Here is a 13,475-nt window from a genome sequence, read left to right as displayed (position 1 = left end):
GCGCCCTACCGGCCGGTGAAGACCGGCTTGCGCTTCTCGAGGAAGGCGATGCCGCCCTCATGCGAATCCGCCGAGCCGCGCGCCTGCCGCTGCGCATCCGCCTCGGCAGCGAGCGCGCTGGCATAATCGCTTTCCAGCGCCCGCCCGAGCGCACGCCGCATCAATCCGAGCGCACGCGTCGGCCCGGCCGCGAGCCGCGTCGCCAGCGCCAGTGCCTCGGCGTCGAGCGCGTCGTCGGCGACGACCTTGTGGATCATTCCCCAGTCGAGCGCCTTCGCGGCGGGGACGCGCTCGCCGAGCAGCATCATCTCGGTGGCGCGGGCGCGGCCGATCAGCCGCGGCAGCATCCAGGTCGCGCCGCCATCGGGAATGAGGCCGATGTTGACGAAGGCCTGGAGGAAATAGCCGGTATCGCTCGCGACGCAGAAATCGGCGGCAAGCGCGAGGCTGCACCCGATCCCCGCGGCGGGGCCGCGCACCGCGCTGACCACCGGTACCGGAAGGTCGAAGAGTGCCGCGATCGTCGGATTGTAATGGTCGGTGAGCGCCCCATGGGTCGCCTCACCGGGATTGTCGCCGCCGAGCGCACCGCCGGCGACGTCGGCGCCGGAGCAGAACGCCCGCCCCGCCCCGGCGATCAGAACCGCGCGCGCGCCGCCGAGATCGCCGAGCGCGTCGCGCAATTCGTCGAACAGCGCCGGCGGTGCGGCGTTGAGGCGGTCGGGACGATTGAGGGTCAGGACGCGGACGTCACCGTGCGACTCGGCCAGAATATGCTGGTAGGTCATGTTGCGCCCCTCTCCTGCCGTCATACCGATCTTCCCGGCACCGGCCTCGTTAACCGCGACCGCTACCCGGCATCGGCGAGCGTGGCAATGCGTCGGCCGGTGCGGCCGGAACAGCCCGGCCCCGGCGCCCTGATGCGAGACGCAACGTCATTTGGACGCGGCGGCCATCACGCATCCGAACGCACCAGTTTGATATCGCGGTCGGCTGCCCAGCCATGGACGTCCTCACGACGAAGGGCAGTGGCCATCAGTTCGGGAAACTGGTCCGGCGTACAGGCGAACACGGGAATGCCCAGCGCCGCCACCTGCGCCGCAAGAGCAGGGTCATAGGAGGGGCGGCCACTGTCGGTCAGTGCGAGGAGCACAATGACGTTGACGCCCGATATCGTCAGCCGCGCGAGCCGATCGACCAGCGCATCGGCATCGCCGCCCTCGTACAGATCGGTGATCAATACGAGATGCGCCTTGGCCGGCCGCTCGATGCGATCCTCGCAATATGCGACGGCACGGTTGATGTCGGTGCCCCCGCCGAGTTGGACGCCGAACAGCACCTCGACCGGATCCGCCAGTTCCTCGGTCAGGTCAACGATCGCCGTGTCGAAGCAGACGAGCCTCGTGGCGACGACCGGCAGCGACGCCATCACCGCGGCGAAGATCGAGGCGTAGACCACCGAAGTCGCCATCGAACCCGACTGGTCGACGCACAGGATGACCTCGTCCAGATCGACGATGCGCCGCTGCCGGCGCACGAAACCGATGAGTCGCTCCGGCACCACCGTCCGATGCATGGGCTGATAGGTTGCGAGATTGGCGTGGATCGTGCGCGGCCAGTCAATATCGGCGAAACGCGGCCGGTTGGTCCTGCGCGAGCGGTCGAGTGCGCCGCGGATCGCATTCGCCGTGCGCACCTCCAGCAACGTCATGAGCTCCGCGACGACCTTCGCGATCACCGCCCGTGCGGTGTCCCTGGTCCTGTCCGGCATCACCCCGCGCAGCGCGACCAGATCGGCGACAAGCCCGACATCGGCTTCGACGGTCGCCAGAAACTCGGGTTCGAGCAACATCTGGCGCAGCCCCTTGCGCTCGAACGCATCCTTCTGGATCACCTGAACAACCGGCGTGGGGAAGAATTGGCGGATGTCGCCGAGCCATTTGGCGACACGCGGCGCCGAACCGCCGAGCCCGCCCCGGCCCTTCCTGCCGTCCTCGCCATCACCATAAAGCGCGGACAATGCGTCAGATAGGCGGCGATCGCTTTCGGACAGCGGCGACGCCCCGCCCCCGCCGTCCTCGACACCCAAAGCCAGCATCCAGCGGCGGCACCGTTCGTCCTCGCTCATCGCGACGCTCCCGTCATCAACGCGATGACGCGCGTCTCATGTGCCGGCCATATCGCCGCGGCGCCCGGCAGCAGCCGATAGCCGCGCGCGGCCGTGCCGGACCGGCCGAGCACGACGTCTATCAGCCGGCGACGCTCGTTCCGGTCGAGCGCGGCGAACACCCGCCGGAACAGCGGCAGGTTGGCCACGAACGTATGCTCGTCCAACCCGACGAGCCAGCCATCGACCGCCTCGCGCAACGCCGTATCATGGAGAAGCCGCTGCCCCGCGCCTTCAAGAAAGCCTTCGAAAAAGCCAGCGGCGTCGGCGACAGGCAATGCCGGCGACAGCATCCGGGCGAGCAGCCCGGCGGCTTCGTCGGCACCGAGCACCTCCGCTTCGTAGAGCAGACGGGCAGCGACGCCCGCGATCAGCCGCGTGACCTGCCCGTCGTCGCACAACCGGCGCAACGACGCGTGCCAGGTGGCGACGATATCGGATGCAAGCTGCGCCAGCTGAATCGCGCCATCCGCCGCAACGACTGCATCGCGCAGGGTCGCCGCCGCATCGGCATCCAGATTGCGCGCCGCATAGGGAAAGGCGAACGCCGCCTGCACCGCGATCCGCGGCATCAGTCCGGCGAGATGCTCGACCGTTCCGGATCTTGCCTCGCCATAGCGGAGGACGTCGGCCATCGGCGGCAGCGCCGCGAGCAGCGCCTGCCCGTCGCTGGTCAAGGCGGCCCGCCGTTCGAGGAGCGTGATGCCCGCGTCGGTGGCGCCGGCCAGATCGGCGACCATCGCATCGCGCACGAGGGTGGCCAGTTTGGGAAGATCGGGCTGCGCTTGCATCGCCTCGCCGAGCCGCGCGGCGGCGGCGGCGGCGATCGTCGATCCATGGACGAGATTCTCGATCAGTCGCACGGCGAATTCGGGTTGCCAGGCCAGGATCCAGTTCTCGCGGAACGTCCCGCGGCTGCGGCCGGCATCGGCGAGGCGCCCCCAGGGCACGTCGAGCACGTTGAGCCGGTGGAGCAACGTGGAACGCGCCAGCCCGCTGTCGCTGCGCAGGTCGAGGGTCAGGGCGCGTTCCAGCGCCTCGGGCTTCAGTCGCGTGGCCTTTTGCTGACGCTGCAGATCCTCGATCAGCGGGGCAAGCGGCGTGTCTGCGGGGATCGACCCGACCGCGGAACCGATCAGCAATTCGGCGGAGATATCGTCCCATAGCGCATGTTCGCCATTGCACAGACAGGCGATCGCGGCTTCGCGCAGTTCCTCGAAACCGGGATGCGGGCGATCGCGCAGGGCAGCAAGCGCATGCCCCAGCCGCTGCGCTTCGATCACCGCGGCCGTCGAGACCGAATGGCCGCGCGCGCGCAACTCCCGTGCGATCCGCGCAAGCCATATCGCGTCGCGGTGACCGGAATGACGCGTGGCCCAGAGATGCGCGCACCAGCCGGGCGCGACCACGCCAGCACCATAGCCGCTCGCCCGGGCAAGACGAGGCGCGGTCCAGGGCGCCCATGTCGCCCTCGCCTTCGTCCTGGATCGCGCCTTCAGCAATGCGCGATCGGCGGTGAAGTTGATCTTGGCCGCCAATGCGGGGACGTGCCAGGCGCCGCACACCACCGCGATCGGGAGGTCGCTTTCCTTGGCGGCCCGGGCGATCTCGAGACGCATATGGGCTTCACGCGCGGCCTCATAGGCGGAGAGGGTTCCGGCCTCGCCGCGGAGCGCGGTCATCGCATCGGCTACCGCGGCGAAGACCGGCGTCGAGCCGGGATTTTCCTCGATGACATCGGCCCACCAGGATTCGCCGTCGGCATAGCCGGCGGCCGCTGCGAGCTGGCCGATCGGATCGCGGCCGATCGGATCGACGTTGGCCTCGGCCTCGGCTGCATCCGACTCTGCGCCGCCTTCCGAACCGCCTTGCCGGTCGCTGGCCGGCAGGTCGATGAAGCGGAGCGCGGCGTCATGCGCGACCGCCCAGCGCGCCGCCTGATATTCGGGCGAATAGTCGGCGAAGGGAAAGAAGCGGGCGTCGGCGGGATCATCCTCGGCATAGGTCAGCAACGCGACGGGCGTCACCATCGCCGGGTCGGCGAGCATCGGCAGCAGATGCGATGCATCAGCGGGGCCCTCGATCAACACCGTTCCGGGCTGGAGCGCGTCGAGCGCCTCCACCAGCCGCCGCGCCGAACCGGGACCGTGATGGCGGATGCCGAACAGCGAGACTGCCGCCACCATCGCGTCAGATCAGCTCGGACAGCGAGGCATAATAGTCTTCGAACCCCCGGCGTTTCTTGAGCACGGTCTCGAGATACTCGCCGAGCACCGCTTTGTCCTGCACGGGATCCTTCACCACCGCGCCGATCATGGTGGCGGCCAACGTCCCGGGCGTGAGCCGACCGTCGTTGAAGAAGGTCGCCTGGCTGATCCCGCCGACCATCACGCCGATCGCCTCGGCGGTGGACAACCCGCCCGAGGGCGACTTGAGCGCGACCTTGCCGTCCTCGGTCGACCCGGCTCGCAGTTCGCGGAAGATCGCGACCACCCGCGCCACTTCCTCGGCGACATTCCTGGGCGCCGGCAGGTCGAGGCTCTGCGCCATCTCGCCGACCCGCTTGACGATGATCGCCACTTCCTCCTCGGCACTGCCGGGCAGCGGCAACACCACCACGTTGAACCGCCGCTTGAGCGCCGAGCTGAGTTCGTTGACGCCCTTGTCGCGGTTGTTGGCCGTGGCGATGATGTTGAACCCGCGACGGGCATATACCGCGCTGTTCAGCTCCGGGATCGGCATCATCTTTTCGGAGAGCACGGTGATCAACGTGTCCTGCACGTCGGATCCCATGCGGGTCAACTCCTCCAGCCGGCAGAGCTTGCCCGCCTCCATGGCGCGCATCATCGGAGTGGCCACCAACGCCTCGCGACTTGGCCCGTGCGCGAGCAGCTGCGCATAATTCCAGCCGTAGCGGACCTGGTTTTCGTCGGTCCCGGCCGTGCACTGGATCACCATCGTCGAATCGCCCGCGACCGCGGCGGCGAGATGCTCGGACACCCAGGATTTGGCCGTGCCCGGCACCCCAAGCAGCAGCAGCGCACGATCGGTGGCGAGCGTCGCCACGGCCGTCTCGATCAGCCGCCGGTCACCGACATATTTGGGTGTGACCGGTGTGCCGTCGGCGGCGGTACCGCCCATCAGATAGGTGACCACCACTTTCGGCGAGAGCGCCCAGCCGGACGGGCGCCGATCGGCATCACCGGCGGCCAGCGCGGCGAGTTCACCGGCATAGATCGCCTCGGCGGGCAGGCGCAGCATCTCGCTCATTCGGTTGGTCTCCTGTCTTCGAGCGCAGCATTGATCCGCAGCATGTCGAGCCGCGGATCGGAGGCGATCAGCCCCGTCGCCGCCAGTCGTTCGAGCGCCTGCGCCGCCGCTGCGCGCGAGGCGAGCAGGCCCAATGCCTGGAGTTCGACCGCCTGATCGGCGTGCGCGGCATCGTCCGATCCGAGGGCGGCGAGCAGCGCCTCGCCCGCGGGAGTGGCGATCGCCTCGTCGATCCCGCCAGCGCCGCCCGCGACGATCAGTGCCATCGCAAAGCCGGCCCCCTTCGCGCGCAGCAGATAGATCGCGATCTGCCGACATTGCGCCGCGGTCAAGCGCGGCAGAAGCTGCATCAAAATGGTCAGATCGATCGCGGCTGCCGCCGTCAGCGCCGCCATGATCGTGGCGATGATCGCATCGGTCGCCGAGCGTGCCGCCATGGCCGCGCACAGCAAATCCACGTGCACCTCGCTCCCCCACGGCCAAGCCTCGGCAAGATCGGCCGGGGACAGGTCGAGCGCCCGCGCGAAGGCATCGAAGGACACCGTCTGGAAAAGCGCCGCGCGGCGATCCCGCTGCGCCGCGGTCTTCGCGGCCTGCGGTACGATCGCGTGGGTACGGCGCAACAGGCCCCGCGTTTGAAGGGAGAAAAACCCCGCTAGTTCGGTCGCATCCGCATCGGCGGCATCGCCATGACCCAGCCGCGCCAGCAGCGCTGCCGCCACCGCCTTCACGCGCGGCGCACGGTCGCTGGTCAGGCGTTCGAGCAACGGTCGATCGGCGTCGGACAGACCCGTCGCCATCGCCTCGGCGAACCGCAGGCGATGACCGGGCGCCTCGCCGCCGATCTTCTCCGCGAGCAGCCCGGCTGCCAGGGCGGGATCCTGCCGGCGCAACGCAGCGAAAGCGGCATGACGCATGGCCGGACCGAAGCTGTCCCAGCTCCCGGCATCAAGAACCTCCGGCCTGTCCGATCGCGATTGCGAGGCGTCGGCCCAATCCTGCCATGGCGCATAGACCTCGGGTATGTCCTCGCCCGGTCCGGGCATCCAATCGCCCGGATGAAGCGTCCAGCCCCGACCGTCGAGAAAGACGAGCAGGTGGCGGCGCAACGACGGCTCGCGCAGTGCCTGGAGCAGCCGCCGCACACGTGGCCGCAACGGCTCGGGAAACGGCGGCCGGGCAAGGGACGGGATGTCGCCGCGTGGCCGCACCTCGCCCGCGGGCTCGGCGACCGTCAGCGCTCCGAGCAATTGCCCGGACAACGCCAGCAGCCGCAATTCGGCTTCTCCGATGTCATCCCCCAGCGCATCGCGCCAGGCGGCGGGGGCGGCCGGTATCGCGCTGCCGCCGATCGTCCAGCGCGTCAGCACCGGGCCGAGCGCGTCGAGCAGGGTTTCAGCCATGGCCGATACGCCCCCAGGGCGTCCGCGCTGCGAGCATCTCCAGCCGGCGGCCCGACCAGAGCGCCGCGCTGCGCGTCAGCTCGGTGCCGGCGATCAACCCTTCCGCACCGCCCGCCAGCGGCAGCCGCGCGGTGCCTTCGCGCGGTAGCCACCATGACGTGCCGGCACGATCGAAGCCGATCCGTCCCGGCGGAAGCAGGATCGGTCGCTCCGCGGCCCATGGCTCGGCGAGCAACGGCGCGGCCAATGCTTCCTGCAACGGCGTATCCGCCGGCGGCCAGTCGAGCGACGGACCATCGACCAGCGCCGCCTCGCGCTGGATCAGCATGGCGCGCAGCGGGACGCGCGCAGGAAAGAACAGCAGCTCGCCGACGAACTGTTCGCCCGGGGTGAACACCGTCGCGCGCCGTCCGGCGCTGGCCGGAAAGAAATCGAGCAGCATCGCAAAACGGGGACCTTCGGTCAGGTTGAGCAGCCAGGTCGCCTGCGAGACCAGCCCGTCGCGGCGGGTACGGACCCGCTCCGCAAGCACGTCCCAGGCGGCGGTGACCCGCGGCACGGCCGGATCGGCCAGCAGGGTCTCGCGGCTTTCGGCCGACGCGACGGCGCGCCGCAGCTCCGGGTCGCGGGGATCGGCGCGGAAGGCCCGTGCGAGCAGCACCAGCCGCGCCAGTTCCACCACCGCGCCGCGCACCCGGTCGCCGGCCGGCAGCGCAAGCAATCGAGCGGGCAAGTCGTCCACATGGCCTGCCAATGCGGCTGCCTTGCCGTCGACCAGTCGCGCGCCGATGCGGCGACAGCGCACCGTCACGTCGTCGACGAAACCGGCAAGGCCGAGGCGAAGCTGGTCGCCTACCCATTGCTCGAGCGCGTCCAACGCGTCGCGGATCGCCCGCCCGGTCTCTTCCGCACGCCTGGCCCCGGCCGCCGCGCGTCGCGCCGCGGTCCTGGCGTCGGGAACCGCTTCAGGCTCGGCGATCCGGGCAGCGTGCAGGTTCTTGTCCGCCACCGGCATCAGGGGCTTGGGCGCTGCGGTCGAGCGTCGACGCCCCAGCCATTCGGTCACCCACGCGGGCGTCTCCGCAGCGGGAAAGGCAAGAAGCGCTTCTGCATACAGCCAGAACAATGCAAGAGCGTGTTTGCACGGGAATTTGCGCGAGGGGCAGGTGCATTTGCTCGCCAGGTCGCGCAGGTCGGCCATCACCCGATAGGGATTGGCGCCGGACCCGGCACATTCGCCCCAGATCAGCGCCGCGTCGTGACTCGTGCCGATGCCGGACCATCGTGCGGGCTTCGCGAGACCCGCCGCAGCCTTGAGCGAGGCCTGGTCGGCGGCAAGCTGTTCCACCGTCCTCAAGTCGATCACCACGCCGCCCTCGCCCCATTTGGCTCCGGATCCATGATAGAGAGCGATCGTGAGGTCTCAAACCGCATTCAGGGCGGCCTGCGGCCGAGGGGCGGCTGCGTCGTGGACGGCCGCCGGCCGGGATCCGCTCGATGGCGCCAAGCCGCGACGGAACGTCCGCGATCGCTTCAGCAACGCTCGGCAGTCGAGTGGACAATCGGGCCGGGCGGCACCCGCGCCGGATGCCGGTAAAAGGCGTCGGCGTTCAGATGATGCCGGCGCCCATACACCTGCCCGAGCAGCGCGTACAAAGCGGGATCGTAGGCGAGCAGATCTCGATCGGACAGGATGGACCGGCCGTCGATCACCGCCAGTTTGTTCGAATTCAACCAGAATTGCGTCCCTTCCGCCCAATATTCCGCAGCCGTGGTCTCGGCATATTCGCCCGTCCAGAGCCTCTGCCGCTTTGCTACGGCATATTGCGCGAGGATGCGGGCATAGAGACCGGGATCGGCGCGCTCGACGCCCGCCATGATCGCGTGCGAGAATTCGTGAACGAAGATGTTCTCGCCGAAATAGCCGGTATGCGGGATCGCCAGCAGATTTTCCTCAGCACCACTGGTCAATATGCCGCCCATGCCGCGCGCCCGGCCGTTCCAATAGTCGCGGTCGGTCAGGCGACCGATCCGCTCCTGATAATGCTTGCGCTCGCAGACGGTGAGCACGGGATCGTCGATTGTCGGTTTCTTCCAGTCCGCCTGTTCGGGCAGGTCCGTCGTTCCCTCCTGCTGCGCCATGATCGCGACGCGTTCGCCCATCGCGACGAGTGCGGCGTGGACATCGGGCCGGTGCGCGAGCATCTGAATCACGATGCGGCGCGCGCGGCGTAGCGCACGCCGGGATACCCTGGTCGACCCGGTGACGGGGATACCCTGCGCATCGAGATATCGTGCATAAAATGGGGCGAGCGCGAGGCGCGGCGGCGGCGGCGTTACCGGTGCGCACGCCGCCAGGACCGACAGTGAGACGGCGAGACTGACCGTCTCAAAGCGGATCCGGCCCGTCATCCCGCCTCTTTCCGGTGCATGCGACAACGCGGGATGGCGAACGGTGCGCGCGCCGGCAGACGGACGCGCCGCGCCGTGGGGCGCAAGCCCTCCGCCCACACGCCCGCCCCGGTCATCCTCCGCATGGCATCGCACTATTCGAATGGCCGTTCGTGTTGTAGTTGAGATCCTGACCTTGCTGTCCTGACGGCACCGACGTGCACACCGAGGTCGATCCCGTCAGCGGCGTCGCGCCGGTGAGAACCACCGTATAGGGGAAGGTATTCCCTCTCACCGCACCGGCCGGCTGCCAGCCGAGCGACTGATAGGCATAGGGCGTCGCCGTCACCACGAGATACATTCTGGTGTCGGGGGCCGCAGTCAGCGATACCGCCGTTCCGCTCGCCAGGCCGGCGACGCGACCCAGAGAGGAATAGCGCGGCGTGCCGTCGGCCGCGAGCGTGACGATCGCCCAGCGCCACGCCGCCGCATTGTCACCGGTCCCACCCCGCACCGCGGCGGTCACGGCCGAGTCCGTCTGCTCCGGCGAGAGCGGAATGATGTGCGTACCCCATTGCAGCAGCGGGCGCGTATCGGGCGATGCATAGGTGCCGGACGTACCGGTCGTCGCCAACGGCGTGAACAGTTTCGCCACATAACGGGTGTTGCGGATATCCAGCAACGCTTTCTGGTTGAGCAGATCGCCCGTCGCCAGCCGCGCACCATACCATCCCATGTCGTCGGCGAAACTGCGATAGCCGTCGGGATACACGCCCGCAGCCGTCGCCAGCCGGACGAGCGCCTCGGTCCAGTCCTCGGTCGAGGCGCCATTGGCGTTGCGCAGATTGCCGGTCCATGTCGACCAGAGGAACGGCCGGGTGTTATCCTTTTCGAACAGGTAGGATTTGAACGCATAGGCGCCGTAGCGCGAGGTCGACCATAATGGTCCGTTCTCCAGATTGCTGTAATAATAGCCCATATCGTTGTCGATCGTCGGCGACACGGTAAACGAAAGCCAGTTGGCGCCCGTCTCCCAGATCGGTCCGGCTTCCGTCTTGTCGCGGAACCCGCCGGAATAATATTGGATGGTGTGGCCGAACTCATGCGTGGTGACCGTCGAACCTCGCATGAGGTACGCGCTGCTCGCCGTGATCGCGTCGAGCGCCGAGGCCCGGCAATCCCGATTGTCACCATCGCGGATGAACGGCAGCCCGGTGCCGCAGATATACACGTTGATCTTCTTTTTCGTCGGTGCCGAGGCGTAAGGCATCGGCGCGCCGGCGATCACCTTCGCCAGGATCCAGCCATCCTCCAGCGTTTTGGCCGCCCCGGTGAGGAACGTCTGCCAATCGCCGCCCCGGTTGGCGATATAGGTATAGCTGAAATTGCCGGTCGCCGTCCCGTACAGGATGTTGAAATGCTGCGTCTCATACTGGCGGACCTCACCGCTAGCGATCTGCGCCGGGGTGACCCGCCCTTCCCGGCCGACATCGCTTGCGTAGGTCTCGCTGTCGGTGGGCAGCGGATGCCGATCGATCTGGTCGGCGACGTACCTTACATCGTCACCGGAAAAGGACGCGGTCTGATATTGGCGCCGACATCCATCGGTGAATTCGAAGATCGCCGTACGCCGCGAGAATTCGGTATCGAACCCATAGGCCTGGATGAGCCGCGCGGCAAAGGGCGCGCCGATGCGAACCCCCGCATTCGCCGGGGTTCCCTCATCCCTTCGCCTGTTCGTCGGCGTCCAAATCCGATAGCCGAGATCGCCCCACGGAAGCGCAACAGACCGCGACTGGCAGCCGAGAACGGTTGCGATGTCGTCCGGACCAGCGTTCGTGACGGGCGTATAGGCGTTGGCCGGGGCGCCCGGGGTGCCGGACGTAACAGTTTCGTCGCGCGATCCCGGCTGGTCCGACGTACCGCCCGTAGAGACTGCCGCCGCGGCGAAGACGATCGTAGCGGCCAGACCGGACGCCAGAATCACGGAAAATTGCTTCTTCATCGTTTCCCCCCGGGGTAGTTGCACACGCATCGATCGCTACGCCGTGAGCGATCCCGGACGTGTTGCCGGTACGTTCGACGGCATCGACCACATGGTTCCGCTTCGTCGGAAGCGGCACGGACGAAAGGTCATCCCCCCCGATCTCCGACGGACTCATCCACCGCGTTTTCCCCGGCAGCCTCAGGCGGCGCGCCCGAGACGACCGGCGCAGATGCGGCAACATAGCTGCCGCCGGTGACATGGCTGATCAACCAGCGCATCGTCACATTGATCTGGAAAAGACGGTGGCGAAGCTCCCCGAACACGTGGGGTTCGCGAGGAGCCAGATACAATTCCGTGGGCACGCCAGACTCCTTCAGTGCGCGATAGAGCATGACCGACTGCGCGGGCGGCACGCGGTGGTCGTTGGCCCCGGCGAGGATCAGCGTGGGGGTCCGGACCTTGTCGATCGTCGTGAGCGGTGAGTTGGCGAGATAGAGGTCGCGCCGCGCCTGCTCGCCGTAAGGCGGGGTGACGAACCATTCCTGTCGTTCCCAGCGGGTGTCCGATCCGAGATACATCGACGCCCAGTCGACCGCCCCGGCGCCGACCACCGCCGCCCTGAACCGGTCGGTGACGGTGATGAGCCGGGCGGTCATATGCCCCCCCGCGCTCCATCCCATCGCGCCCAGCCGGGCGGGATCGGCGACGCCGCGAGCGACGAGCTCGTCGACGCCGGACAGGACGTCGCGGTCGGCGAACCGGAAATAACCACCGTTCATCCCTCGCAGGAACTCATTGCCATAACCGGTGCCGCCGCGATAATTGACGCTCAGCGTAACGAAGCCCTCCGCCGCCAGCAGCGGCAGCGCGCGCCCATAAGAGAAGATGCCGAACTGATCGGCGGTGCGCGGACCGCCATGGCTCTGGACGATCAGCGGATAGCGTCGGCCCGCGACATAGCCGAGAGGATAGGTGACGAGGCCTTCCAGCACCTGCCCGCCCGGCCCGGTCCAGCGCAGCGCCTCCTGCCGCGGCAGCAGGAAGCGGCGCTCCAGCCCGTCGTTGAGATGAGAAAGTTGTAACGGCGGCGTGCGTCGCACGGGATCCAGCCGAACCACCTCCGCCGGCGCCTTCGCCGAGGCGCGCAGATAGACCAGCGTGCGGCCGTCGCGCGACACGCGCGGGGACGAGATCACGAAATCACCTATGTCCAGGTCGCGGACCACGCCGCCGGCCAGCGATACCGCGTGGAGTCCCGTACGCACCCCGTTCTGCGCGGTGAAATAGATCGCCTTGCCGCTCGCCGCCCATTCGGCGTTGCGGATCGCCCAGCGGCCATTGTCCGCCAGCATGCGGACCGTGCCGTCGGCAATGTCCAGCACGAACAGGCGGGTGTTGACCGTGGCGTAGCGCCCCTGATCCGCATTCGCCAGGAACAGGACCGTCTGCCCGTCGGGGGACAGGCGCACCTGCCGTTCCCGATAGTCGTTGCCGGTCAGCCGGCAAGGCGCCCCTGCCCCCGGATCGGACAACCAGAGTTCGGAGCGTGGCTGATCGTCGGACAGTTTCGACACGGCGCGCTCGAACACGATCCGGTCGCCGCGACCGGCGCTGTAACCGCGCACATCGAAGTCGCCGCCCGCAATCGTCGTGACGCGCCCCGACGCCACCTCCACCGCCTGCAATATCGCGCGATACCGCGGAATCTCGAAGGGGAACATGTCGTCCCCGGCCTTCATCCGGCTTTCGGTTTCGGCATCGTCCGAAGTGTTCGCGATGAAGAAGATCCGCCGGCCATCGATCGACCATTGCAGCGCCGACGCATCGGTCGGCAGCCGGGTCAGCCGTCGCGGCGCGCCGCCCGGCGCATGGAGATAGATCTGGTCGGCCCCGTCACCATCGCGCCTCGCGGTGAACGCCAGGCTGCGCCCGTCCGGCGACCAGGCGATCTCGCCGCGCAGGTCCTTCGCCTGTTCGGCCGGCCCCGTTCCGGCGATACGCCAGACCGTCGTGGTCATGCCGTTGCGCGCCCAGTTGGCCGAACGGACCTTGTACAGAACGGTGCTGCCGTCGGGGGACGGCAGCGGCGCCGCCGCGCTTGCCAGGGACAGCAGGTCGGTGGCCGTCATTCGGCGGGGCGCAGCCGGCTTTCCCGCGACCGCCGGGTGCGCCACGGCGATCGCTGCGGCCAGTATCGCGAGCAACAGGTGCGGCCGACCCGGTTTCACGTCCTTTACGTTCGAGACCGCACCGTCCG

General features: G+C 68.3%; 9 protein-coding genes. All 9 read right to left on the bottom strand.

The genetic code is table 11. The annotated features are described in order from the left end of the window. Positions 1-5: 5 nt before the first annotated feature. The 9 genes from AC07U4_RS12845 to AC07U4_RS12805 all read right to left on the bottom strand — a co-directional run bounded on the left by AC07U4_RS12845 (position 6) and on the right by AC07U4_RS12805 (position 13,347). The gene (locus AC07U4_RS12845) at positions 6-788 is read right to left on the bottom strand and encodes an enoyl-CoA hydratase-related protein (RefSeq protein WP_495195634.1); all 783 of its coding nucleotides are present in this window, start codon (positions 786-788) and stop codon (positions 6-8) included. A gap of 167 nt (positions 789-955) precedes the next feature. Further along, positions 956-2,128 carry a VWA domain-containing protein gene (locus tag AC07U4_RS12840; RefSeq protein WP_495195633.1) on the bottom strand — a complete coding sequence of 391 codons (1,173 nt, stop codon included), beginning with the start codon at positions 2,126-2,128 and terminating at the stop codon, positions 956-958. Further along, the gene (locus AC07U4_RS12835; protein ID WP_495195632.1) at positions 2,125-4,353 is read right to left on the bottom strand and encodes a DUF5682 family protein; all 2,229 of its coding nucleotides are present in this window, start codon (positions 4,351-4,353) and stop codon (positions 2,125-2,127) included. Before AC07U4_RS12835 ends, AC07U4_RS12840 begins: the two co-directional genes overlap by 4 nt. 4 nt (positions 4,354-4,357) lie before the next feature. Next, positions 4,358-5,437, bottom strand: coding sequence for an ATP-binding protein (locus tag AC07U4_RS12830; RefSeq protein WP_495195631.1), 1,080 nt, complete (start codon positions 5,435-5,437; stop codon positions 4,358-4,360). Further along, positions 5,434-6,840 (bottom strand): DUF5691 domain-containing protein, encoded by a 1,407-nt coding sequence (locus AC07U4_RS12825; RefSeq protein ID WP_495195630.1) that lies wholly within the window; start codon positions 6,838-6,840, stop codon positions 5,434-5,436. The genes AC07U4_RS12830 and AC07U4_RS12825 overlap by 4 nt, the downstream gene beginning before the upstream one ends. Further along, complete coding sequence (locus tag AC07U4_RS12820; protein WP_495195629.1) at positions 6,833-8,206, bottom strand: SWIM zinc finger family protein; 1,374 nt, start codon at positions 8,204-8,206, stop codon at positions 6,833-6,835. Before AC07U4_RS12820 ends, AC07U4_RS12825 begins: the two co-directional genes overlap by 8 nt. A gap of 167 nt (positions 8,207-8,373) precedes the next feature. Then, entirely contained in the window at positions 8,374-9,252 is an 879-nt protein-coding gene (locus tag AC07U4_RS12815) for a glycoside hydrolase (protein ID WP_495195628.1), read from the bottom strand. A 112-nt stretch (positions 9,253-9,364) separates the two neighbouring features. Further along, a complete protein-coding gene (locus AC07U4_RS12810; protein ID WP_495195627.1) occupies positions 9,365-11,218 on the bottom strand; it encodes a DUF6055 domain-containing protein in 1,854 nt (617 codons plus the stop codon). Between the two features lie 146 nt (positions 11,219-11,364). Next, the gene (locus tag AC07U4_RS12805) at positions 11,365-13,347 is read right to left on the bottom strand and encodes a S9 family peptidase (RefSeq protein ID WP_495195626.1); all 1,983 of its coding nucleotides are present in this window, start codon (positions 13,345-13,347) and stop codon (positions 11,365-11,367) included. Positions 13,348-13,475: the final 128 nt, after the last annotated feature.

The organism is Sphingomonas sp. GW821-FHT02B09 (genome assembly GCF_059421875.1).
This window is presented reverse-complemented; position numbering and strand designations above follow the sequence as displayed.